The sequence below is a fragment of the Mycolicibacter icosiumassiliensis genome (assembly GCF_900078685.2).
Taxonomy (GTDB): domain Bacteria; phylum Actinomycetota; class Actinomycetes; order Mycobacteriales; family Mycobacteriaceae; genus Mycobacterium; species Mycobacterium icosiumassiliensis.
In genome coordinates, this window is sequence record NZ_LT546166.1 from 1,102,293 (window position 1) to 1,124,846 (window position 22,554).

Annotated in this window: 20 protein-coding genes, 3 pseudogenes and 1 other annotated feature; of the genes and pseudogenes, 13 read left to right on the forward strand and 10 right to left on the reverse strand. The window is 67.3% G+C overall.

Going from position 1 to position 22,554, the window contains the following annotated elements:
* Positions 1 to 26: 26 nt before the first annotated feature.
* Positions 27 to 521 (forward strand): carboxymuconolactone decarboxylase family protein, encoded by a 495-nt coding sequence (locus BN4346_RS28930; RefSeq protein WP_067969390.1) that lies wholly within the window; start codon positions 27 to 29, stop codon positions 519 to 521.
* Between the two features lie 49 nt (positions 522 to 570).
* Here BN4346_RS28930 and BN4346_RS47200 read toward each other — a convergent pair.
* Positions 571 to 657, reverse strand: a pseudogene (locus BN4346_RS47200) (nuclear transport factor 2 family protein); the annotation flags it as partial.
* 270 nt (positions 658 to 927) lie between these two features.
* On the opposite strand from BN4346_RS47200, the gene BN4346_RS28935 reads away from it, so the two are divergent.
* Positions 928 to 2,721: a CocE/NonD family hydrolase gene (locus BN4346_RS28935; protein ID WP_067969946.1), complete on the forward strand. Its 1,794-nt coding sequence runs from the start codon at positions 928 to 930 to the stop codon at positions 2,719 to 2,721.
* On the opposite strand, the gene BN4346_RS28940 is transcribed toward BN4346_RS28935, so the two are convergent.
* Together BN4346_RS28940 and BN4346_RS28945 are read right to left on the reverse strand one after the other, a co-directional pair.
* Positions 2,718 to 3,194 (reverse strand): SRPBCC family protein, encoded by a 477-nt coding sequence (locus BN4346_RS28940; RefSeq protein ID WP_078058477.1) that lies wholly within the window; start codon positions 3,192 to 3,194, stop codon positions 2,718 to 2,720. The two genes, BN4346_RS28935 and BN4346_RS28940, sit on opposite strands and share 4 nt — an antisense overlap.
* Before the next feature lie 105 nt (positions 3,195 to 3,299).
* On the reverse strand, positions 3,300 to 4,283 hold the full coding sequence (locus BN4346_RS28945; protein ID WP_067969397.1) for an esterase family protein: 984 nt from the start codon (positions 4,281 to 4,283) through the stop codon (positions 3,300 to 3,302).
* Between the two features lie 334 nt (positions 4,284 to 4,617).
* Between BN4346_RS28945 and BN4346_RS28950 the strand changes: the two genes are divergently transcribed.
* Complete coding sequence (locus BN4346_RS28950) at positions 4,618 to 5,745, forward strand: hypothetical protein (protein WP_067969400.1); 1,128 nt, start codon at positions 4,618 to 4,620, stop codon at positions 5,743 to 5,745.
* A gap of 1 nt (position 5,746) precedes the next feature.
* Here BN4346_RS28950 and BN4346_RS28955 read toward each other — a convergent pair whose 3' ends face one another.
* Positions 5,747 to 6,304, reverse strand: a complete 558-nt coding sequence (locus BN4346_RS28955) for a YceI family protein (RefSeq protein WP_067969950.1) — start codon at positions 6,302 to 6,304, stop codon at positions 5,747 to 5,749.
* Positions 6,305 to 6,387: 83 nt separating this feature from the next.
* On the opposite strand from BN4346_RS28955, the gene BN4346_RS28960 reads away from it, so the two are divergent.
* From BN4346_RS28960 to BN4346_RS28985, 6 genes and pseudogenes are all read left to right on the forward strand, one after another.
* Positions 6,388 to 6,810, forward strand: coding sequence for a hypothetical protein (locus tag BN4346_RS28960; protein ID WP_067969402.1), 423 nt, complete (start codon positions 6,388 to 6,390; stop codon positions 6,808 to 6,810).
* A 66-nt stretch (positions 6,811 to 6,876) separates the two neighbouring features.
* Positions 6,877 to 7,923 (forward strand): annotated as a pseudogene (gene gnd / locus BN4346_RS28965) (phosphogluconate dehydrogenase (NAD(+)-dependent, decarboxylating)); the annotation flags it as partial.
* 117 nt (positions 7,924 to 8,040) lie between these two features.
* Positions 8,041 to 8,985, forward strand: coding sequence for a DUF4129 domain-containing protein (locus BN4346_RS28970; RefSeq protein WP_235653553.1), 945 nt, complete (start codon positions 8,041 to 8,043; stop codon positions 8,983 to 8,985).
* Complete coding sequence (locus BN4346_RS28975; RefSeq protein ID WP_067969411.1) at positions 8,982 to 9,458, forward strand: hypothetical protein; 477 nt, start codon at positions 8,982 to 8,984, stop codon at positions 9,456 to 9,458. The genes BN4346_RS28970 and BN4346_RS28975 overlap by 4 nt, the downstream gene beginning before the upstream one ends.
* On the forward strand, positions 9,455 to 10,438 hold the full coding sequence (locus BN4346_RS28980) for an AAA family ATPase (RefSeq protein ID WP_096867470.1): 984 nt from the start codon (positions 9,455 to 9,457) through the stop codon (positions 10,436 to 10,438). Before BN4346_RS28975 ends, BN4346_RS28980 begins: the two co-directional genes overlap by 4 nt.
* Before the next feature lie 23 nt (positions 10,439 to 10,461).
* Positions 10,462 to 11,613 (forward strand): annotated as a pseudogene (locus tag BN4346_RS28985) (DUF58 domain-containing protein); the annotation flags it as partial.
* 521 nt (positions 11,614 to 12,134) lie between these two features.
* On the opposite strand, the gene BN4346_RS28995 reads toward BN4346_RS28985, so the two are convergent.
* Together BN4346_RS28995 and BN4346_RS29000 are read right to left on the reverse strand one after the other, a co-directional pair.
* A complete protein-coding gene (locus BN4346_RS28995; RefSeq protein WP_067969955.1) occupies positions 12,135 to 13,265 on the reverse strand; it encodes a nitronate monooxygenase in 1,131 nt (376 codons plus the stop codon).
* Positions 13,266 to 13,408: 143 nt separating this feature from the next.
* Positions 13,409 to 14,200: an HAD family hydrolase gene (locus BN4346_RS29000; RefSeq protein WP_067969420.1), complete on the reverse strand. Its 792-nt coding sequence runs from the start codon at positions 14,198 to 14,200 to the stop codon at positions 13,409 to 13,411.
* 117 nt (positions 14,201 to 14,317) lie between these two features.
* Here BN4346_RS29000 and BN4346_RS29005 point away from each other — a divergent pair, with 117 nt between their 5' ends.
* The 4 genes from BN4346_RS29005 (at position 14,318) to BN4346_RS29020 (ending at position 17,969) form a co-directional block, all read left to right on the forward strand.
* A complete protein-coding gene (locus tag BN4346_RS29005) occupies positions 14,318 to 14,554 on the forward strand; it encodes a hypothetical protein (RefSeq protein ID WP_067969422.1) in 237 nt (78 codons plus the stop codon).
* Between the two features lie 127 nt (positions 14,555 to 14,681).
* Positions 14,682 to 15,182, forward strand: coding sequence for a hypothetical protein (locus tag BN4346_RS29010; protein ID WP_067969430.1), 501 nt, complete (start codon positions 14,682 to 14,684; stop codon positions 15,180 to 15,182).
* A 24-nt stretch (positions 15,183 to 15,206) separates the two neighbouring features.
* Positions 15,207 to 16,481 carry a competence/damage-inducible protein A gene (locus tag BN4346_RS29015; RefSeq protein WP_067969433.1) on the forward strand — a complete coding sequence of 425 codons (1,275 nt, stop codon included), beginning with the start codon at positions 15,207 to 15,209 and terminating at the stop codon, positions 16,479 to 16,481.
* Between the two features lie 48 nt (positions 16,482 to 16,529).
* Complete coding sequence (locus BN4346_RS29020; protein WP_067969436.1) at positions 16,530 to 17,969, forward strand: lipase maturation factor family protein; 1,440 nt, start codon at positions 16,530 to 16,532, stop codon at positions 17,967 to 17,969.
* 35 nt (positions 17,970 to 18,004) lie between these two features.
* Here BN4346_RS29020 and BN4346_RS29025 read toward each other — a convergent pair whose 3' ends face one another.
* From BN4346_RS29025 to BN4346_RS29040, 4 genes are all read right to left on the reverse strand, one after another.
* Positions 18,005 to 19,489 carry an HNH endonuclease signature motif containing protein gene (locus tag BN4346_RS29025; RefSeq protein ID WP_067969439.1) on the reverse strand — a complete coding sequence of 495 codons (1,485 nt, stop codon included), beginning with the start codon at positions 19,487 to 19,489 and terminating at the stop codon, positions 18,005 to 18,007.
* A gap of 240 nt (positions 19,490 to 19,729) precedes the next feature.
* A complete protein-coding gene (locus tag BN4346_RS29030; RefSeq protein WP_067969448.1) occupies positions 19,730 to 20,488 on the reverse strand; it encodes a hypothetical protein in 759 nt (252 codons plus the stop codon).
* Entirely contained in the window at positions 20,488 to 20,943 is a 456-nt protein-coding gene (locus BN4346_RS29035; protein ID WP_067969450.1) for a phage gene 29 protein family protein, read from the reverse strand. Before BN4346_RS29035 ends, BN4346_RS29030 begins: the two co-directional genes overlap by 1 nt.
* Positions 20,944 to 21,088: 145 nt before the next feature.
* A protein-coding gene (locus BN4346_RS29040; protein ID WP_096867471.1) for an IS3 family transposase occupies positions 21,089 to 22,350 on the reverse strand; the annotation gives its coding sequence in 2 pieces (ribosomal slippage) (positions 21,089 to 22,047 and positions 22,047 to 22,350; 1,263 coding nt in all).
* Positions 21,920 to 22,051: a sequence feature (AL1L pseudoknot), on the reverse strand. Its footprint overlaps the gene before it by 132 nt.
* Positions 22,351 to 22,554 lie beyond the last annotated feature (204 nt).

Consider the following 22,554-nt stretch of genomic DNA (forward strand, 5'->3'; position numbering starts at 1 on the left):
GGACAAAGCCCACTAGATTGACCGCTATGAGCCGAATCGGGGATTTCGCCGCAGATGACGTAATGGGCTGGATGGTCAAATCGCCCGACCTGGCAGCGGGAATCGGCGGATTCAGTTCAGCGGTGTACAACAACGGCCGGCTGCCGATGCGCACCCGCGAGCTGGCCCGGATGGTGATCGCCTTCGACAACGAGTGCACGGTGTGCGTCAAGACCCGTGACGCCGACGGCCCGGCGGCCGGGGTTGACGAGGACCTCTACGAGCACGTGTCGCAGTGGCGCACCTGGCCGGGCTACAGCCCCCAGGAGCGGCTCGCCGCCGAGTTCGCCCACCGCTTCGCCACCGACCACACCGGCCTGCGCGACGACGAGGACTTCTGGTCGCGGTGCGCCGAGCACCTCAGTGACGAACTGCTGGCCGACCTCGCGCTGTCGTGTGCACTCTGGCTGGGCATGGGGCGGCTGCTGCGCACCCTGGACATCGGGCAGGCCTGCGCGCTGACCCTGCCCAGCAGGGCCTGATCGCGGCTCAGACCAGGCCGGTAGCGTCGAATATCCACGACATGTCGGCCTAGGCAAGGTCTTCCAGCCAGGTCGGCGGCAGCGCGGTCTCCCCGGTGGCCCAGTTCCACGTCTCTGAGTGCTCGTAGAGCACGTCGGGGCACTCGGGCGCAGCACATCACCGGCCGGAATATACGCCCGCGCGGACAGCTGCCGGGAGCCCAACGGGTGGGGAGTTTTAGAGTCTGGTGCGGAGGTGGGCATGGCGGATCTTCGGATGACGCGAAAAGTCGGATTGGTGTTGACGGCAGCCGCTGCGGCAGGGGCCGCCGGCGTCGCGGTGCGGAAGTTCGGCGGCCGGCGCGCCCGCCAGAGCAACCCGTCGCCGTTGAATCCCGAGTGGACCGCGCCGCCCGCACGTTTCGGCGTGGGGATACGGCGCAATGTCGCTGTGCAGATGAGCGACGGCGTCGTGCTGCGCGCCAACATCCACTATCCGACCGTCCCGGAGACCGGCGCCCCCGCCGACGGCCCGTTCCCGGTGCTGTTGTCGGTGACCCCCTACGGCAAGTTGGCGCCGCCGCCGGCGGCACAGCTGGGCGGCGGTCCGTCACCGCATCTGATTCGGCGGGGCTACATCGAGGTCATGGTCGACGTCCGTGGCACCGGGGCGTCCGGTGGCTCGTTCGAGATGTTCGGCCCAGACCAGACGCGCGACGGTGTCGAGCTGGTCACGTGGGCAGCCACGCTGCCCAACTCCAATGGCCGAGTCGGCATGTTCGGTATCTCCTACCTGGCGATCAACCAGTTGTTCACCGCGGCGGCGGTCGGCCCGGACTCGCCACTCAAGGCGATCTTCCCGGTGATGGCCGCCAACGACTTCTACCGAGATGCCGCCGCCATGGGTGGGGTGTCGCACCTGCGGACGATAAGCGCCTACGGCTCGGTGTACACGCTGCTCAACGTGATCAACCCGGCGATGGAATTCTTCACTCCCGGCAGTCACTCGCGGCCCCGCGCCGGCGGCCTGGCCGCGGTGCGCCAGCGCGGCAAAGACCAGCGCGGCTATTTCGGGCCGTTGATCGCCGAGGCGCGCAACGGCGGTGACGCCGCCTACGACGGCCCATTCTGGGACACCATGCGGCCCGATTTGGTGCTGCCCGAAATCGCCGCCAACAACGTGGCGGTCTTCCTCACCGGCGGCTGGCACGACGCCTTCCAGCGTGGCGCACCGCTGAACTACGCGGCGCTGCAAAACGCATACACCGGCCGTCCCGCGAATGCGCCGATGCAGCCCGGACAACCCGTGACCGACCGAATCAAACTGATGATGGGGCCCTGGTACCACGTCTCGGACTACGACGGTCTGCACCTGCTGGATCTGCAGCTGCGCTGGTTCGACTACTGGCTGAAAGATGATGCTGCGGCGGAGATTTCGGGTCCACCGTTCACCTTTCAAGCGATCGGCGACCGCCGCTGGTATCACACCCGCGAGTACCCGATTCCCGAGGCGACACCGACCCGGCTGTACCTGTCGCAGGCCGGTCGGTTGACCGCCGAGGCTGCCGCCGAGCAGTCCCTCGCCGCGTTGCCGTACCGCTCGCACGGTCCGGTGTCCGGGCGCAGTCTCGAACAGTGGTCGTTGGGGCTGAACAGTTTCGCCACCGCTGCCGCCGGCGGCCGTACCCGACACGACCAGGACAACCGCCGGGTGCAACGGGGAGCCCTGACCTACACGACCGAGGCGTTCGACTCGCCGACACTGATCGCCGGACCGATCACGCTGCGCGTGCAGGCGAGCGCCGACACCACCGAGACACTCTGGGTCGCCCACCTCGACGATGTTGCACCCGAGGGGGGCAGTCGCCCGCTGACCCTGGGCGCCCTACTCGGCTCGCACCGCGACTTGGACCCGGACCGTACCTGGTACCTGCCGGATGGCACCGTGCTGCGCCCGCACCACATCAGCACCCGGTCGGCGGTGCGGCCGGTGGAACCGGGGGAGCTGACCGCCTACGACATCGAGATCTTCCCGACCGCGGCGCTGCTCGCGCCGGGGCACCGGTTGCGACTGACGTTGACCACCTACGATTTCCCGCACCTGGTACCGACGGCGTCCACCCGCCGGGCGCTGGCGGGCGGTCTCTACCAGGTGTATCAGGGCGGTCCCACCCCGTCGTTCCTGCTGCTGCCGCTGGCCGACCCGGACCAGATCGACTAGGACTCTGCTGGGCCTTCTACGACGTCGCGGATTCGCTCCAGAGTGCGTCGCATATCGCGAATGTTGTTGCGCTGGCGTAGGAAACCGCCGAATACGTAGTAGTACACGGTGGTGAGGAAGGAATTGGCCAGCCTGAACGACTCGGTGACGTTGGTGCCATCCGCAGCGGGGGTGAGCTCGTAGCGCCATCGGTTCACCGCACGGTCGCCGGCGAGCACCGCGAAGCCGAATACCCGGTTCGGTTCGCACTCGGTGACTCGACAGGTGGTCCAATACACCGGCCCGATCCCGTTGCGCCGCACATGCCCACGGAATCGCGCACCCACCGCGGGCCCGTCGGCGCCGTCGAGCCATTGCGCCTCAAAGGTCTCCGGAGAAAACTTCCCGATGTTACGAACGTCGGCCACCAGATCCCAGATCCGCTCGGCCGGGGCCGCCATATGAACTGTCGCCGAACCCTGCATGGTCGCCATCCAATCACGTCGGCGATGCCACGGTAACCCTATCTGGACAAAGCACTGGGCCCCACCCGGAAGCGGATGGGGCCCAGTGATAAGACCGCTGCGGTCGGTGCAGACCTAGCTGCCGCCGCCGCTGGCGCCCAGGTGGCTCTGCAGGTCCGGCTTCATGGCCTGCAGCTGCTGGCCCCAGTACTCCCAGCTGTGGGTGCCGTAGTCCGGGAAGTTGAAGACCGCGTTGTTGCCACCGGCGGCGATGTAGAGGTCCTGGAACTTCTTGTTCTGGCCGATCATGAAGTTGCCCTCGAGGAACGTCGCGGGGAGGTTGTCGCCGCCCAACTCGTTCGGACGACCGTTACCGCAGTAGACCCACAGGCGGGTGTTGTTGGCGACCAGCTTGGCGACGTTGACCGTCGGGTCGTTACGCAACCAGGCCGGGTCGTCGTCCGGGCCCCACATGTCTTCCTTCTTGTAGCCACCGGCGTCACCCATGGCCAGACCGATCCAGCTCTTGCCATCCGAGGGGTTGATGTAACCCGACAGCGAGCCGGCGTAGGTGAACTGGTTGGGGTGGTAGATCGCCAGCGTCAGCGCCGACGCACCGGCCATCGACAGGCCGACCGCGGCGTTGCGGCTCTGGCTCACGCCGTACTCCGAAGCCAGGTAGGCCGGCAGCTCGCTGGTGAGGAAGGTCTCCCACTTGTAGGTGGAGCAGCCCGCCTTGCCGCACGCCGGCTTGTACCAGTCGCTGTAGAAGCTGGACTGGCCACCGACCGGCATGATCACCGAGATGCCCGACTGGTAGTACCACTCGAAGGCCGGGGTGTTGATGTCCCAGCCGTTGAAGTCGTCCTGGGCCCGCATGCCATCGAGCAGGTACAGGCCCGGGGAACCCGAACCACCGCTCTGGAACTGGACCTTGATGTCACGCCCCATACCTGCCGAAGGCACCTGCAGGTACTCGACCGGCAGACCCGGCCGGGAGAACGCCGATGCGGTCGCCTCGCCACCTGTCAGGCCGATCAGGCCCGGCAGCGCTGCGGCAGCTACCGCGCCGACTAAAAGTCGGCGTGCCCAGCGCAATCCCTTGCTCACGTCTGTCATTCCTGCCCCTTGTCGTCGTGCTGTGGACCGTTCAATCTTCCGATCGCGACGCCACGCGCGCCACCACTTCGGCATCGGCCCTTACAAGCAGCAACGGCCGCAATTTGCAAATCAAGCGGCCGTCTAAAGGATCCGACTCGCACATAGCATACCCGATTTCCGGCCGGTACCCGGTTAGGACAAGCGTGACGACACGCGTAGGCTCCCCTCCGGTAAGCCGACAAGACCACACGGTCCTGAGCTGTCCCCGGTCCGTTCCTCCAGCCCCGCCGATCCCGTTCACGGGCCCGGTGAAGGCCGTGAGCAGGCGTGGTGACATTGCAGATCAGGACGATTGGGGCACGCGATTTTGGACACCGTACTGGGGCTGGCGATCACGCCGTCGACCATCGGCTGGGTCATGGCCGATGCCGGGGGCTTGAGCTGCCCGACGGTTATCGGTGAAGAGGTGGGTGTCGCTGCCGGCGACGCCGGACCCGACGCGGTAGATCTGGCGGCACAAGCGGCGGCGGTGGCTGGCCGGGTACGCACCATGCTGGCCTCCCGCGGCGAACGACTGCACGGCGTGGCAGTGACCTGGAGCGATGAAGCGGCCGTCGGCGCCGCGCTGCTGCTCGAGTCGCTGGCGGCCGCCGACTTCGAACACGTGGTTCCGGTGCGCTACAGCCAGGCCGCCATGTCGCTGACCACCGGAATCGGCCCCCAACACGCACCGGTCGCGGTCTGTGTCGTCGAAGCCAATGTGGCCACCTTGGTCCTGTCTGACCGGACGGATTCGCCCGAATCGATCGTCACCGCCTGCCCGATCAGCTGCCTCGACGATGTGACCGGCTGGCTGGGCGACACCGTGGCTTCGGTCGGTCAGCGCCCGGAAATGCTCATGGTGGCTGGATCGGTGCGGGGCATGGACCGGCTCGGGCGCCGTTTGGAGTCCGCGCTTTCGATACCGGTCTTCGTCCTGGGCGGGGTGTTTCAGGCATTGGCAGCAGGGGCGGCCCAGGCCCTGGCTCCACATGCCGAGTTGGCCTGGGCGACGCATGAGGCGCCCGCGGCCGGCGTGGAGGTCGGCAACTTCGGCCGGCGCCGGGTGCGGTCACTGTCCTATGCCGGAGCCCTGCTGATGCTGACGGCGGGATCGGTGACGTTCGTGGCCTCGGTCGCGGCCGCGCTGAGCTTGCAGCTCGGCCCGAGCAGGACAGGGCCGGATCCGGCTCCGCCTCAGCGCGTGACGGTGGCGCGCGTCGCGGTGCCCGCCGCACCAGCACAGGCGGCCGCCCCGGCCCTGCCGCCGCCTGCCGCACCCGCGCCCCCGAGCGAGACCTCGGAGGAGGCGCCCACCGAATTGGGTTCGCTGTGGGACGCACCGCCGGCCGGCCCGGACCTGCAGGAATCGGCGCCAGCTGGCGCCCCCTCGCTGCTGCAACGCGTTCGCGACCGCATCCACGGCCTACCCGGCCGCTGAATCAGGCTCCGTCGGCCGAGACGGCGCCCGAGAAGGACACCGTCACCTCGTCGGCGACTTGCATGGCTCCCATGAGCATCGAGTAGCGCCGCACACCGAAGTCGCTGTGCAGCACCCGGCTGTCGCCGGCGACCTGCCAGGACCCGTCTGGTTGACCGGTCACCCGAGTCTCGATGACGTGCGGCTTGCGCCGGCCACAGATCTCCAGCTCTCCGGTCAGCCGATAGCCGTCATCGGTCGGTTCGACGTCGCTGGATCCGAACCGGATCAGTCGATGCTTGTTGCTGTCCAGGCATTTGAGTGCATTGCTGCGGATCAGCGCCTTCTCCGGTGCGGTCAGCGGCGTCATTCCGCCGTCGCCGCGCAATACGCGCAGCGAGTCCACCTCGACGGTCAGCTCCACGGCCGTAGGCCGACCGCCGGACGACGACACGGTTGCGTCCCAGCGTTCCATCTCGATGGTGAGCCGATGGCCCATCTTTGCCGCCCGCCCCGCCACACCGGTGCGGACCAGTAGCTGGCCGTGTGATGCGTCGAGCTGCCACTGCGTTCCGGTCACCCGCGGCACTCTAGCGGGCCAGGCCCGCGGGCTTTCGCCGGATTCGCGCTGGCGTGCGACGAACACCCGTTAGTCTCTGACGAATGATTCGCGAACTAGCCGCAGCTGTTGTCCTCGCTGGCGCCGCGGGCGCAGCCGCAGTTACCGGCGCGCCGGCCGCCGGCGCCTACCCGGGTGACGTGCCGGGTATGGTCGACGGCCAGCGCCAGCACGATGCCTGCTACAGCTGGGAGCGCTTCATCTACGGCCACGGCCCCAACGGCCAAGCGCTGGCATGCCACTTCATCGCCAACCAGTGGCCGCCCCAGGAGACCGGGTTCTGGGTGATCTCCTACCCGCTCTACGGGGTGCAGGACATCGGTTCGCCGTGCCCGAACCCGCAGTCGGCCGCGCAATCACCCGACGGGCTGCCGTTGTTGTGCCTGGGCGCGCGGGGCTGGCAGCCCGGTATCTACACCGGAGGCATCGGCCCCTACTTCCCACCGGGGATCGCCCAGGTCGGGTAACCGCGCCCGACGCATCCGCCGGTCAGGCTCTGCCCAGACTGGTGCGCTAGCTTCGAGCGGGCGACGGCCGCTCACGGTAAGGAGCAGCGCAGCATGCAACTGGGGATGATCGGTCTGGGCCGAATGGGCGCCAATCTCGTTCGGCGGATGGTCGACGGCGGTCATGAATGCGTCGTCTACGACCACAACGCCGACGCGGTCAGCGCATTGGCCACCGAGGCCAACACCACGGGGGTGTCGTCGTTGGCCGAGCTCGCGGCGCAGCTGTCCGCTCCGCGGGTGGTGTGGGTGATGGTGCCCGCCGGTGCCATCACCACGGGAGTCATCGAAGAACTAGCCGGCACCCTGTCGGCGGGCGACATCGTCATCGACGGCGGAAACTCCTATTACCGCGACGACATCGCGCACGCAAAGATATTGGCCGACAAGGGTATTCATCTGCTCGATTGCGGTACCAGTGGCGGCGTGTGGGGTCGCGAACGGGGTTACTGCCTCATGGTCGGCGGGGATCGGGCGGCGTTCGACCATGTCGAGCCGATCTTCGCCACCGTGGCTCCGGGGGTGAACGCGGCCCCGCGCACCCCGGGGCGCGAGGGCGAGATCTCGCAGGCCGAGAACGGTTACCTGTACTGCGGCCCGTCGGGGGCCGGGCACTTCGTGAAGATGGTGCACAACGGTATCGAGTACGGGATGATGGCCTCGATTGCCGAGGGGCTCAACATCTTGCACCACGCCAACATCGGCAAGCAGGATCAGCAGGGTGATGCCGAAACCGCGCCGTTGAGCAATCCCGAGTTCTATCAGTACGACATCGACATCGAGCAGGTCACCGAGGTCTGGCGGCGGGGCAGCGTGATCGGTTCCTGGCTGCTGGATCTGACCGCCAGCGCGTTGCAGCAGTCGCCGGCGTTGGAGGAATTCGCCGGCCGGGTCTCCGATTCCGGCGAGGGCCGGTGGACCGTTATCGCCGCCATCGACGAGGGCGTCCCCGCTCCGGTGCTCACCACCGCGCTGTATGCGCGGTTCGCCTCCCGCCAGTTGTTCGAGTTCGGCGCGAAGGTGCTCTCGGCCATGCGCAAGCAGTTCGGCGGGCACGACGAGAAGTCGGAGTGACCGGCCCGGCCTGAACGCCGCAGAGCGGTCCCACCGATCCTGGCCGCTCTGCGCCCTGACGTGCCAGTATGGGGAATGCCGCGGCGACGGCGGGAAACCCAGATAACTGGTGCTCCGGTGCTGGCCGGTAGCGACAGGGCGACCGTGCGGGTGATCGCCCTGATCGTGCTGTTGTTCGCGGCCGGCGCCACGACTCGCGGGTATCTTCCCGGCACCGCGCCCGAGCCGCGCCGCACCAGCGCCGCAGGCACGGTGGAACCGATTGTGTTGGCGGCGCTGTTGGCGGTCTCCGGTGCCATCATCGCGGTCGCTGTCGTGCACCGGACCCGCCATCAACGCGCGAGGGCCGGCAGCATCGGCCAGCTGTCCCTGACCGCTGGAGCGGGCGGAGGACCGGTCTGGCGCGCGGTGCTGATCGGGGTGGCGGCGCTGGCGTTGTGGCTGCTGACGATTCTGCTGCTGGCCAAGCTCGGCGGCGGGCACCGTGTCGAGATCCCGACGGAGGTGCCCGGGACGGGTCAGACATCGCCGGGCACACCCGGCGCACCGTCGCCGCCGCCGTCGGCGGCGCCCGGCGGATTGACCGGTGGCGCATCGGCCTATCTGCTGGCCGTCGCAACCCTGCTGCTGGCTCTGTTCGCCACCGCGGTCGTCGCCGCACGCGCCCGGCGCCCGCATCCCACACCGCCCGAGGCGATCGTGATACCTACGACGGCGAGCGAGCCGAGTGCCGGCGAAAATCTCGTCCGGGCAGCGGAACTCGGCCTGTCCCGGATCGTCGATCGCAGTCGTGAGCCACGGGCGGCGATCATCGCCTGCTACGCGGTGATGGAACACCACCTCGGAGCCGTTTCCGATGTCGCACCGCGTGCCTTCGACACCCCCACCGAAGTGCTGGCGCGAGCTGTCGAACACCATGCGCTGCCCGCGGACAACGCGACCCGGCTGGTGGAGCTGTTCAGCGAGGCGCGCTTCAGCGCCCACCTGATGACCGAGTCCGATCGCGCCGATGCGATCGCCGCGCTGCGGCGGGTTCTCGACGAATTGCGGAATCCACGATGAAAACGCTTGCTCTGCAGGGTGTTCTGCTGATCGCCGGCGCTGAACTGGTGGCGCTGAGCAGCCACCAGCGTCAGCTGCTACTCGGGGCGGCGGCCCTGCCGGTATTCGGGATCCGGCGTCTGCTGACCACCGGAGGTTCGAGGCCACCCGCCGAGCCGGTGGTTACCGATGAGCCCGGGGAGGCCCTGCGCCGGTGGCGGACTGGAACCGAAGCCAGAATTCGCTGGTCGGAATCGAGCCGAGCAGATTGGGATCGGCGGTGGCGGCCGATCCTGGCTCGACGGTACGAGGTCTCGACCGGCCAGGGCAGGGCCAAGGACCCCGCTGCGTTCGGTGCCACCGGGGCGTTGTTGTTCGGCGACGAGCTGTGGCCGTGGGTCGATCCGGGCAATGTGGCGCCCACCGGAGACAGGGGGCCCGGCCCCGGACGCGCTGTGCTGGAGGAGATCCTGTGCCGCATGGAGGAGCGATGAGCACCGGGCTGTCCGGCGCGGCGGCCACCACCGGGGAACGCTGCACCGCGGTGCTCGACGAGATCGAACGAGCCGTGGTGGGCAAGCGGTCCGCGCTCACCCTCATTCTGACCACAGTGCTCGCCGGCGGGCATGTGCTCATCGAGGACTTGCCGGGCCTGGGCAAGACCTTGATCGCACGGTCGTTCGCGGCCGCGCTCGGACTGGACTTCATCCGGGTGCAGTTCACCCCGGACCTGCTGCCCGCCGACCTGCTCGGCACGACCGTCTACGACATGTCCTCGGGCCGTTTCGAGTTCCGTCGCGGGCCGATCTTCACCCACCTGGTGCTGGCCGACGAGATCAACCGGACACCGCCCAAGACTCAGGCGGCCCTACTGGAGGCGATGGCCGAAGGCCAGGTCAGCATCGATGGCAACACGCATCGCTTGCCGTCGCCGTTCATCGTGCTGGCCACCGACAACCCGATCGAGTACGAGGGCACCTACCCGCTGCCGGAGGCGCAACTGGATCGGTTCGCGATCAGGCTGCGCCTGGGCTATCTCTCGGAGCAGGGCGAGGCGGCCATGTTGCGCCGGCGTCTGGACCGCGGCGCCTCCTTAACGACGGTGCACAAGGTGATCGACGCCGAGGACCTGGTGGCGATGCGCGAATCGGTGGAACAGGTCAGTGTGCATGACGATGTGCTGCGCTACGTGGTGTCGCTGGCCACCGGAACCCGGCGCCACCCGCAGGTGGCGGTGGGGGCCAGCCCGCGGTCGGAACTCGATCTGGTCCAGCTCGCTCGTGCCCGCGCCCTGCTGCTCGGCCGCGACTACGTGATCCCCGAGGACGTCAAAGCCTTGGCCACGTCGGCGATCGCACACCGGATCACGCTACGACCGGAGATGTGGGTGCGCCGAGTCCAGGGCGCCGATGTGGTGGAGGAGCTGCTGCGGCGGCTGCCGGTGCCGCGCACCCCGGAGGCGACGCCGACGTGACCCAAGACCCCGACCTGTTCGAGATGGACGTCGTCATGCATTGGCAGGCATCAGCATTCGCCAAGGCGGTGGCCAGCGGTGCCGCGCTGGCACTAGTGGTGGCCGTGGGCGCATCGCGCTGGCAGCTGATCGCCTTCGCCGCGCCATTGCTGGCAGTGCTGTGCTCGCTGGACAGTCAGCGACCCGTTGCCGCGTTGCGGATATACGCCACACCGGCGGTGCAACGCTGCTTCGAAGCCGAGTCCGTCGAATTGGCTGTCGGCGCAACGGCATCGGATTCCGATGTGGCTGAAGTGGGACTGGTGGTGTCGGCGCATCCGGCACTTGCTCTCGAGATCGCTGAGTCCACCGTCGCGTCCGAGTGCCGAAAAGCGGTAACTGCCATCGCCGGACGCTGGGGCCGGTATCCCATTCGTGTCACCGTGGGTGCCGTGGGCCGAGGTGGTCTGCTGGTCGGGACGGGAACCGTCGACGTCGCCGAGGTCACCGTGTTCCCGCTGGCGCCGCCGCAGTCCACGCCGGTCCCGCACAGTGACCTGCTCGACCGGGTCGGAACCCACCTGACCCGGCATACCGGCCGCGGGGTGGAGTACGCCGACATCCGCGCCTATGTGGCCGGCGATCCGCTGCGTTCGGTGAATTGGCCGGTCAGCGCACGACGCGGGAGCCTGCATGTGACCCAGCGGTTGACCGATCGCGGCGCCGACGTGGTGGTGCTGATCGACGCCTACCCGCAGCCTGCCGGCCCGGCGACCGCGGCAACCGAGCGGTCGGTCCTGGGCGCGGCGCAGGTGGTGCAGACCGCCTTGCGCAATGGCGATCGTGCCGGGGTGGTCATTCTTGGTGGCCGCCACCCGCGGTGGACCGGCGCGGAGATCGGGCAGCGCCAGTTCTATCGCATCGTCGACGCTGTTCTGGGTGCCGGCGACAAAGTCGAGTCGACCACCGGCACGCTGGCACCCCGGGCCGCGGTCCCGGCGGGCGCGGTGATCATCGCGTTCTCCACGCTGCTGGACACCGAATTCGCGCTGGCACTGACCGATCTGCGTAAGCGGGGCCACGTGGTGCTCGCGGTCGACGTACTGGGCGGCTCGCCGTTCGAGAACGACCTGGATCCGTTGGTGGCCCGGATCTGGACGTTGCAGCGCAGTGCCATGTATCGCGACATGGCCAGCCACTCGAACAGGCGATGCGCTTGGGGACGCAGCGGCGCAGACCCGCGACGGTGCGTTGATGGCACGGTCGTCCGGAGTCGACTCGCCGCTGTCGCTGGCGCTGTCGGGTCTGTGCGGTCTGGCGATGGCAGCGGTCGCCGGTGCGGGCGCCTCGGGCCTGGCGACGATTGCGGCGCTGCTGGCCGCCGGCACGGTGCTACTCGGGCTCCGGTGGCGAGTCGCGGCGACGATGGCGGTGCTGTTTGCGGTCGTCGCGATCGGCCTGTCCGATCCGCCCACCGTCGCGGCGGCGGTGGCCGGTCTGGCCGCGGTCGGCTACCTTACGCTGCGGCACGTCGGTGTGATGCCGCTTCCGACGTTGATCTTCGCGGTCGGGTTCACCGTCGCGGGGTTAGTCGCGACGGCGTTCCCGTGGCAGCTTCCTTGGCTACCGCTGCTGGCGCCGTTCGCGGTATTCGGCCTTTACGCCGTTGCCGCACAACCGTTTCTGCGCACGTCTGGAGGCGCCGAGCGGTAGCCGATCAGACGCCCGATGCCTCGTTGAGGGCTTCCAGGGTGCCGGTGGCCTCGAGGTACTCCTGAATCCACCGCTCGATGACGGTCGCGGTCTTCTCCACCTTGGTGAACTGGCCGACAACCTGACCGACCGGGTTGAACGCGACGTCGACGCTCTCGTTCGGGTACTTGTTCGTCGCACGCACGGCCATACCGGAGACCATGTACTGCAGCGGCATTCCCAGCGGCTTCGGGTTCTCCGGAGCTTCCCAGGCCTCGGTCCAGTCGTTGCGCAGCATCCGGGCCGGCTTGCCGGTGAAGGAGCGGCTGCGCACGGTGTCGCGGCTGCCCGCCTTGATGTACGCCGCGTGCTGGGCCTCCGTGTTCGAGGACTCTTCGACCATCAGCCACTGCGAACCGGTCCACGCGCCCTGCGCGCCCAATGCCACGGCCGCCGCGATCTGCTGGCCGCTCCCGATGCCGCCCGCCGCCAGCACCGGTACCGGTGCGACTGCCTTGACGACCTCGGGCCACAGCACGATCGAGCCCACCTCGCCGCAGTGGCCGCCCGCCTCGCCGCCCTGAGCGATGATGATGTCCACACCGGCCGCGGCGTGCTTCTGTGCCTGTCGGGCAGAGCCGCACAGCGCGGCGACCTTGCGGCCCGCCTCGTGGATGTGCTTGATCATGTCCGCCGGGGGAGTCCCGAGCGCGTTGGCGATCATCGTCACCTTCGGGTGCTGCAGCGCGACCTCGACCTGCGGAGTGGCGGTCGCCTCGGTCCAGCCGAGCAACTGCAGGCTGTCCGCGTCGGCGCCCTCGACCGGCACACCGTGGTCGGCGAGCAGCTTCTTGCCGAAGTCCAGGTGCTGCTGGGGCACCAGCTTGCGCAGCGAGTCGGCCAGATCCTCGGCGGACTGCCCGGAGTCCATACCCTCGTACTTGTTCGGAATGACGATGTCGACACCGTACGGGTGGTCGCCGATGTTCTCGTCGATCCACTTCAGCTCGATCTCGAGCTGCTCCGGGGTAAAGCCCACCGCGCCCAACACCCCGAAACCACCGGCCTTACTCACCGCGACGACAACGTCGCGACAGTGGGTAAAGGCGAAGATCGGGAACTCGATGCCGAGTTCGTCGCAGAGGGGAGTGTGCATGACGGACTCCTTCACGGGGCGTGGAATCGAAGTGAAACGTGTTCTAATTAAGTACCAGACGCGGCATCACGAGGCCAGTCGGGCCTAGGTGTGCTGGTGAAACCTAACACTACCGGCAATCGTGTCTTAGGGCAGCGGGTAGCTCAGCGAGTAGAAAATGCGCGCAGCACCGCCACCCCGAAACCGGCGGCGCGTCGCAACGATCGCCCGCCGGTGCGACCCGGGCCGGTGATGCGCAGCACCGGCCACCCGTGCTGGGCAGCCAGTGCTGCCAGTCGGGGCCGGGGATTGACCGGCCGGGGTCGGCCGACCAGCGCCATCAGGGCCGCGTCCTCGTCGCCGTCAGCGTAGAAGAAGCTCTGGGCGAGGTCGATCCCGTTAGCGGCGCAGAAATCCTGCACGGTGGCCGCCTTCTGCGCGCCCCACACCACAGGTTTGACGATGTCACCGGTGAGCACGCCCCGTTCGTCCAGCTCGAAGCGATTGCAGAGCACCTGCGGGATGCCCAAGAACCGGGCCACCGGTTCGGCGTGGATGGTCAGTGCCGAGGAGCTCAGCACTACGGTGTGGCCACGCTGCTGATGTGCCCGCACGATCTGATGCATGTGCGGGTAGATCCGGCTCGTGATGTGGTCGACGAACAGTCGTGCGCCGACCTCGTTGAGTTCGCTGATGGACTCGCCGCGCAGATAACCCGCTGCCCGCACCAGCAATCGTTCGAATTGCATACGACCCAGGCGATACCGCACGGCGGCCTCGACGACGCCGAACACCTCACCGGCACGGGCTTGGCGTCGACGGATCCGGTCGCCGGCATGCGCGGTGGCGGTGAACCCGGAGACCAACGTGCCGTCCAGGTCGAAGAACGCCCCGATCCGCGCGCCCGATTCGACCCTGGCGACGTCGGCGATCGGATCGCTCGGTACTGCGGTCATCGCCGTCGATATTACGTCGGCGCCGCGCGGCCCGGGGTGGTCACGCACCGCGCCACAAGAGAACGTATCTGGGCAGCTGATAGCGTGTTCGGCCTATGCGAAAAGAGGGTCGGCTTCATGACCAGTGAGACCACCGCGACCGACGCGCGGGAAGCCTTGTCGGAAAAGGCAGAGCAGCAAGGCTGGCGGCGTACCCAGCGCGAGCGTGTCGATGTCTACAGCCGCGGCATCTACCACGTTCACGCCATTTGGCGCGACAACAACATCCTCAACGGCGGAGCTCACTACGAGGACTCCGTTCTGCTGACTTACACCACCGAACTTGCGAAGGTTCAGAGCTGGTTGGCCCGCTGACTCCGGCTCGGTAACTGCCGCGGCTCCGGTTCGCAACGGTTGCATAACCGCCCCTCGTGTCACACGGGCAACAGTTTTCACACGGCTAACTTCGGTTCCGACCTTGTTGTTGGGATTGGGAGAAGCCATGTCACGCATTCGTAAGTACCTGACCGTTGCGGCCGGAGCCGCTGCAGGTCTGTTCCTGGGGGCGCTGGCGTCCAGCGCCACCGCTAACGCCGACACCCTGCCGATCAACCCCGGGCTGCCCGGCGTGGTCGAGCAGATGGTCGCGTCCTCGACGAGCATTCCGCAGCAGTTGCTGCAGACCACCACGTCGGCGCTGAGCGGCACCACCTTCGCTCCGCCCGCGGCACCCGCTCAGTCGCCGCTGGCCACCGCGACCTTCAATGTGCCGCCCTCGCCGAGCGCGATGCCGCAGCAGCAGGCCTCAGCCACCGGCCTGCCCGGATTGGGGAACCTTCCGGCCAGCCTGAGCTCGGTGCTGCCGTTCCCGATGCCGAACTTCGGTGGTCCGGCACCGGTGGCTGCGGCGCCGACGGCGTTCGCGCCCAGCGGCTACCTGCCGACCGTTCCGGTTGCTCCGGCGTCGCCGATGGAGGTCATGCTGATTCCGGGCTTGCCCTGACGCCGACTGCGTAATCTCGGACCGGTGAGCGCACGCGCAGGAATCGTCGTCACCGGTACCGAGGTACTCACCGGACGTGTGACCGACCGGAACGGACCGTGGTTGGCTGACCGGCTCCTAGAACTGGGAGTCGAGTTGGCGCACATCACGATCTGTGGCGACCGGCCCAGGGATATCGAGAGTCAGCTGCGGTTCCTGGCCGCCGAGGGTGTGAACTTGATCATCACCAGCGGCGGCCTGGGACCGACGGCCGACGACCTGACGGTCGAGACCGTCGCCCGGTTCTGCGGCCGCGACATCGTGCTCGACGACGCACTGGAAGCCCGGATCGCCGACATCATCAAGCCGATGATGGCGCGCTACACCGGTCCGGGCGCACCGGATTTCGCGACGGTCCGAGCAGCCAACCGCAAACAGGCGATGGTTCCGGCCGGCGCGACGATCCTGGACCCGGTCGGCACCGCGCCCGGCCTGGTGGTGCCCGGCACGCCGACGGTCGTGGTGCTGCCGGGGCCGCCTCGTGAGCTGCAACCGATGTGGCACAAGGCAATCGAGACGGCCGCGGTCCAGGAGGCATTGGCCGGGCGGACGCATTACGAGCAGCAGATGATCCGGATGTTCGGCTTGCCCGAATCCGGTCTGGCCGACACGCTGCGGCACGCGCAAGATGCCATCGGCGACTTTCACCGGCTGGAGATCACCACCTGCCTGCGCCGCGGCGAACTGGAGATCGTCACCCGCTACGAGCCGGACGCCGCCGGCGCCTACAAGCAATTGCTGGCACTGCTTCGCGAACGGCATTCCCGGGCCATCTTTTCCGAGGACGGTTGGCAGATCGACGATCTGGTGGCGGCGTCGTTGGCCGGCCGGCGGATTGCGACCGCTGAATCCTGCACCGCCGGCCTGCTGGCGGGCCGGCTGGCCGACCCGCCGGGCGCCTCGAACTACTTGGCCGGCGGGGTGGTGTCCTACTCCAACGAGGCCAAGATCGAACTGCTCGGCGTCGACGCGGCATTGATCGCCGAACACGGAGCGGTGTCCGAGCCGGTGGCCGAGGCCATGGCCGCGGGCGCACTGCGCCGCTTCGGCGCCGACACCGCGGTGGCGATCACCGGCATTGCCGGGCCTGGCGGCGGAACGCCGGACAAGCCGGTGGGCACGGTGTGTTTCTGTGTGGCGCTGGGGGACGGCCGGATGACCACCCGGACCACCCGGTTGCCGGGGGAGCGGGCCGACGTCCGGGAACGCTCGACGACGGTGGCGATGCATCTGCTGTACCGCGCACTCTCAACCGGCTGATTCCTGCCCCGGCCGGTGGTATGAACATCACACCGAGGAGTTGCAGGTGTGAGCACACAGTGGGCGTGGTTGAGCGGTTCGGGGTACTGGCTGGGGAGACTGGTCCTCGAACGCGGGATCGCGGCCGTCTACGTCGTCGCTTTTGTCGCGGCCGCACGGCAGTTCCGCGCCCTGATCGGCGAGCACGGCATGATGCCGGTGCCGCAGTACGTGCGGCGTCGCCCGTTTCGACTGACGCCCAGCATCTTTCATCTGTACTACTCGGATCGCTTCTTCGCCTCCGTCTGCTGGCTGGGTGCGGGACTGGCCGCGGCTCTGGTGCTGGGCGCCGGAGAGTTGGTACCGCTGTGGACGGTGATGGCGATCTGGCTGCTGCTGTGGGGGCTGTATCTGTCGATCGTCAACGTCGGTCAGACGTGGTATGCGTTCGGCTGGGAATCGATTCTCCTGGAAACCGGGCTGCTGGCGGTCTTCTTGGGCAACGACCGCGTTGCGCCGCCGGTGCTGGTCATGTGGCTGGCCCGCTGGCTACTGTTCCGCATCGAGTTCGGCGCGGGGCTGATCAAGTTGCGCGGCGATTCCTGCTGGCGTGACTTGACCTGCCTGTACTACCACCACGAGACCCAGCCGATGCCGGGGCCATTGAGCTGGTTCTTCCACCAGCTGCCCAAACCGCTGCACCGAATAGAGGCAGCGGGCAACCATGTCGCCCAACTGGTAGTTCCGTTCGGCTTGTTCGCTCCGCAGCCCATCGCCGGGGTGGCCGCCGGGATCATCATCATCACCCAGTTGTGGCTGGTCGCCTCCGGCAACTTCGCCTGGCTGAACTGGATCACGATCGTCTTGGCAGCCGGAGCTCTCAACGAATCCTGGTTGACCGGAATGATTTCGGGCCTGCAACCACCGGCCATGCCGCAGGCCCCGATCTGGTTCGCCGCGCTGGTGATGGTGTACGCGGCCGCGGTCGTGGTACTGAGCTACTGGCCGGTGCGCAACATGGCGTCGCGTAATCAGCGCATGAATGCCAGCTTCAATCCGCTTCATCTGGTCAACAGCTACGGTGCGTTCGGGACCGTCGGGCGCTCCCGTAGGGAGCTGGTGATCGAGGGAACAGCGGAGGCTGAGCTCACCGCGCGAACGCCTTGGTGCGAATACCAGTTCAAGGGTAAACCCGGTGCGGTGGACCGACGTCCGCGTCAATGGGCGCCCTACCATCTGCGGCTGGACTGGCTCATGTGGTTCGCCGCGCTCTCGCCGCGGTACGGGCTGGCATGGCGCGACGCGCTGCTGCAACGGTTACTGCGTAACGACCGCGACACGTTACGTCTGTTGCGCCACAACCCGTTTCCGGACAGTCCGCCGCGCTTCGTGCGAATACTGCTCTACGAGTATCGCTTTACCACGTGGGCCGAACGACGACGCGACGGAGCGTGGTGGCATCGCAGCCTGGTAGGCGTCTATCTGTCGCCGGTCTCGGCGAGCGGGTAGCCCGCGCCGCCGAGCCCTCGTTAGTGCCGCGGCGGTCATCCTGCTTCGGGCCAATCGTCGATGGGCGGTGGTTGTTCCTCGGGCAGATCGCCGGCCTTGTCGGGTGTCGGGTTGGGCCGGGTGTGGTAGTCGATGACGGCTTCGATGAAGTGAAACGGGTTCACTCGGGGTTGGCCGCGTTCAAGTTTCGGTGGGGGAATCCATGCGACGCGGCCGTCGTCTCCGAGGGTGGTGGTCCAGCCTTGTTCGGTGGCCATCCGGTTATCGGGTGCACACGCCAGCGCGAGGGCGTCAACGTCGGTTTGTCCGTTGTGGGCCCAGTCCTGTTCGAGATGATGCGCCTGGGACAAATACCCCGATACGGTGCAGCCGGGTCGCGTGCAGCCGCGATCTCGGGCATGCAGCACGATGCGCTGATCCGCTGACGCGAGCCGCTTGCTACGTCCTAGCCAGAGCGCGCGCCCTCGGCCGTCGAACACGCTCAAGTAGTGGTATGCGTGCTCGGCCATCCGCAGTAGGTCGGACATGGGGAGGAGCGATCCGCCGGCGGTGTGGGCTTTGCCGGTGATGCGGGTGTCGGTCACCGGTGCGTGGCCGGCTGCGGCGTGCAGTTCGGCCAGGGTGGTGGTGACGATGACGGTCACTGGTAGGCCGTTGAGTTGGCCGAGTTCGCCGCAGGCCAGTAGGGCGCGGGAAGCAGCCAATAGCGCGTCGTGGGTGCGTTGGTCGGGGCGGCGATTATCGCGCTGGATCTGCTCTTGGCTCGGTGTCCCGCTGATGCAGGGGTGCTCGTCGGCGGCATTGCACATCCCGGGGGCGGCGAGTTTGGCCAGGATCGGCTCGAGGGTGGCGCGCAGTTCTGGGCTGATCTTGCCCGACAGGGTGCTCATCCCGTCGACGTCTTGGCGGCCCAGGCGCAGTCCGCGCTGCGCGAGGCGTTCTCGGTCGGTGAAATCCCCATCCGGGTCCAGGACGGCCACCAGGTGATCGGCTAGGCGTTGGAAGGTTTCCGGCCCGAATTGGGTTGCCAGTACAGCGAGGTCATGCTCGGCCCGCTGACGGGAGGCAGCACTGACCGCGGCCGGTATTTTCGTCAAGGCCTTGCGGGCGATCGCCATATGCTCCGGCCCGATCCGACCCACGGCCTGTGCGGCGGCCAGTTCCGGCAAGGCCGGCTCCAAGGGTTCCCCGGTCACCGCGGCGCGCGGACCGAGCTCGGCGGCTTCGGCCAATCGGCGCCGCGCGCTGGCGCTGCTGATCCGCAACCGCTCGGCCAATGCCTTGGTCAGCGAGCATGTCCCCAAAGCGCCGGGATCGCCCTCGGTGACCAACCGGGCCAGGATCCGGTGATCGACCACCGGCGCCCGCCACGCCAACGCTTCCCGGCGGGCCAGCACCGCCACCAAGTCCTCGGCACTCAAGGCATCCAGTGAGCACTGTTCGAGCTGGTCATAGGCGGCCTCGATCGCGTCCAGGCACCCCAGAATGGTGCCCCGATCCGCGATCGCATTCCTACCCATACTTCGAACAATAGTGCGACTGACCGACGGAATGGCCGGCTGACCCAAACCTGTTGACAGAATCGTCAACTGTGGATAACTGCGGCCACGGCTGGTTCTGGAGATGGCTCGTCCGCGACGGCGGGCGGGTCGGTAGACGCCGACCGAGAATCGAATGTTCTAGTTGCGCTGAGCTATTGCCTCGAACACCTTTGATTCGTCCGGTGGGCTAGGGAACCCAGGGGAAGGGTTGTGCGGCGATTAGGCAGGAACCGACGCTGAAGTAGGTGGGGGGATCCCGATGAAGTTCGGCGTCGAGGTGAATTCGCCCTGAGGGATGGTGTACAGCCGGCACTGCTTGAGGGTCATCTGCGACGGCCCCCACTGACCGTCATTGAGCACCGTCAGCACATCGCCGACGTGTTTGACCTTCGTCTGGTCGTAGCCGTCCGAATTCTCAATCGCCGCGGAGGGACCGGGAGGCCCCTGCGGCGACAGTGCCCGGATGGTGAAGTGCGGGTTGCGGACGTCGCCGGAGACCTCAACGGTGTCAGTCGTGACACCCTCGACACGCTCATTCAACGGAATGGTCTCATACGACAGCGAGATGTTCGGGGTCGCGCCGACGGGCCCGGACGGACCCGGCAGCACCTTGTGCCATTTGGTGCCGTCCCAGATGTAGACCAGGGACTTGGTGGGATTATCCTTGTCGTCGACCAGCCACACCCCGTGGTTGATCATCGACGCATCCCAGTTGGGCAGCAGCGTGGTGGCGTCCTCGAAGGTCTCGAGGCCGTCGATGAATTCCAGCTCGACGATCGGTGCGTTCTTGCCGGGTTCGCCTTGGCGGCCGACCAGGACCGGGGTGGTCAGGACCGCGTCGCCCTGGACGGCTTCGAGGGTGGCCGACATCATCTGCGGGGTGTCTTCATCGCAGACGACCCCGTACCACGCTGCCGAGAGCAGGGTGTTGAACAGGTGAACGACGTCGCCGGTCTTGGCGGGCACGGGTGCAGTCATCAGTGATGGTCCTCTGCGAGTTTGATGGACGGTCGGATACGCCACCCGGCGGGTGGCGGCGGTGGTGCGAAGTCAGTGCCGCCGAAGCGTTCGGCGAGCAAGGCCCGGACCCGTGGGTCATCGGGGTCCAGGTCAGCCAGAGGCGTGTTGTCCAGGTCGACCGGGGCGGGATCGGGGGCATCGATGTCGATCCATTGCCGGTAGCCGCCCGGGGCGTCACAGGCCCGGATGACGGCTTGACCAGCAACGGGACCGATTCCGGCGCGGGCCAGGTGTCGTGCGATCACCGGAATGCTGACAAACCGCAGGTCATAAATGGTGCCCTCGGGCGATACTGGACAGTTCAGGGCATCGGCAATGGCCCACATGGCCTTATCGATCGGGTGCGCATCCGGGCCCGGCTCGGGAATATCAGGAAGGACCAACCGACCGTGGACGTCGATATGCGGTTGCATCAACCCCCCTCACTAGTAGATATGACGGAAGGAACGCAATGAGGCGCATCGCGCAAGTAGGCAGTAGCGAGCGACAGAAACGAATCACGTGGAACAAAGCTCTACTCGCCGTAGTGAATCGCCCTGGTTCTCCCGGAGGCTCGATCTATTGGATTTCGACCAGGTTCTGGTCGTTCCGTGATGCATCGTAGAACGCCGCTTCGAACTCGGTCGGCGGAACGTCGCTGAGGTAGCCGTGCAGGCGGCTGGTGTTGTGCCAGTGCACCCAGCTCAGGGTGGCCAACTCGACGTCCTCGACGGTCTTCCACGGCCCGGTACGTGCTGGCCCGTAGATCAGTTCGGCCTTGTAGTAGCCGTTCACGGTTTCGGCCAGGGCGTTGTCGAAGCTGTCCCCGACGGTGCCGATCGAGGGAGTCGCGCCGATCTCGGCGAGCCGTTCACCGTAGCGGATAGAAGTGAACTGCGACCCGGCGTCGGAATGACATACCAAGTACGGCAACAGGATTCCGCGTGACCAGCGGGCCATCTCGATCGCATCCAGCACCATCGTGGTGCGCATATGGGAGGCGACCCGCCACCCGACGATCATCCGGCTGAACGCGTCGATGAGGAAACAGACATAGGCAACAAGGGCCAAGGTCGGCACGAACGTCAGGTCGGTCACCCAGAGCTGGTTGGGAGCGGTAGCGGTGAACTGCCGTTTGACCAGATCGGGATGCCGCGTCGCCGCCGGATCTGCTTTGGTGGTCCGCACGCGCTTGCCGCGCCGCGCCCCACAGATCCCGGCTGCCCGCATCAGGCGGGCGACCTGATCGCGGCCCACGTCGTGGCCGGCCCTGCGTGCGGTTTTCCAGAGCTTGCGTGCCCCGTAGACGCGGTAGTTGTCCTCCCAGAGCGCTCGCAGTACCGGACCCAGCACCGCGTCGCGGCAGGCCCGCGCCGACGGCTTGCGGGTTTTGGTGTCGTAGTAGGTGCTCGGGGCCACCGACACGCCTGCTTCACGCAGGACGGTGCAGATGGGCTCGACCCCGAACTCCTCGCGATTCGCGTCGATGAACGCGACTATTTGCGGTGTTGGCGGTCGAGCTCCGCCCCGAAGAAACTCGCTGCTCGTTTCAGAATCTCGTTGGCACGCTTCAGTTCTCGATTCTCCTGTTCGAGTTCCTTGATCCGCGCAATCTCAGCGGTGGACACCCCCGGTACATGCCCGTCGTCGATATCGGCCTGGCGCACCCAGGACCGGACCGACTCGACCCCGTAACCGAGCTGACGCGCCACCCGCGCCACCGTGCCCTGCTCGGTGCCCAGCTCAGTCCGCAACGTCCGGACCATCCGCACCGCGGCGGCCTTCTCCTCCGGGCCGTAACGGCGTGTCGTGGGCCTACCTGGCGACTGTTCCTTCGGCATACCTGCATCCTCGTTTCCAAGGTCAGGAGCCTCCGGGATTTCCAGGGCGATTCAGTAGCGCCGGCCGCATTGTTTATCGCAGCACCGCCGCCGGTTCACGCCGACGGTGCGTGCACCGCTTTGGCGCCAGACGCTGATGCATATGGCGATTGCATGTTCAAGATGAACGTGCATTGCAAGGCCACCGGCAACGCTTGGCTGAAC

Excerpts from the sequence above, each read along its gene's own strand:
- BN4346_RS29035 (WP_067969450.1), bottom strand. The coding sequence starts at position 20,943 with ATGCAACCGCATATCGACGTCCACGGTCGGTTGGTCCTTCCTGATATT.
- BN4346_RS29025 (WP_067969439.1), bottom strand. The coding sequence starts at position 19,489 with ATGGGTAGGAATGCGATCGCGGATCGGGGCACCATTCTGGGGTGCCTG.
- BN4346_RS28930 (WP_067969390.1), top strand. The coding sequence starts at position 27 with ATGAGCCGAATCGGGGATTTCGCCGCAGATGACGTAATGGGCTGGATG.
- BN4346_RS29030 (WP_067969448.1), bottom strand. The coding sequence starts at position 20,488 with ATGACTGCACCCGTGCCCGCCAAGACCGGCGACGTCGTTCACCTGTTC.
- BN4346_RS29000 (WP_067969420.1), bottom strand. The coding sequence starts at position 14,200 with ATGACCGCAGTACCGAGCGATCCGATCGCCGACGTCGCCAGGGTCGAA.
- BN4346_RS29010 (WP_067969430.1), top strand. The coding sequence starts at position 14,682 with ATGTCACGCATTCGTAAGTACCTGACCGTTGCGGCCGGAGCCGCTGCA.
- BN4346_RS28960 (WP_067969402.1), top strand. The coding sequence starts at position 6,388 with ATGATTCGCGAACTAGCCGCAGCTGTTGTCCTCGCTGGCGCCGCGGGC.
- BN4346_RS28980 (WP_096867470.1), top strand. The coding sequence starts at position 9,455 with ATGAGCACCGGGCTGTCCGGCGCGGCGGCCACCACCGGGGAACGCTGC.
- BN4346_RS28975 (WP_067969411.1), top strand. The coding sequence starts at position 8,982 with ATGAAAACGCTTGCTCTGCAGGGTGTTCTGCTGATCGCCGGCGCTGAA.
- BN4346_RS28945 (WP_067969397.1), bottom strand. The coding sequence starts at position 4,283 with ATGACAGACGTGAGCAAGGGATTGCGCTGGGCACGCCGACTTTTAGTC.
- BN4346_RS28995 (WP_067969955.1), bottom strand. The coding sequence starts at position 13,265 with ATGCACACTCCCCTCTGCGACGAACTCGGCATCGAGTTCCCGATCTTC.
- BN4346_RS29005 (WP_067969422.1), top strand. The coding sequence starts at position 14,318 with ATGACCAGTGAGACCACCGCGACCGACGCGCGGGAAGCCTTGTCGGAA.
- BN4346_RS28940 (WP_078058477.1), bottom strand. The coding sequence starts at position 3,194 with ATGGCGACCATGCAGGGTTCGGCGACAGTTCATATGGCGGCCCCGGCC.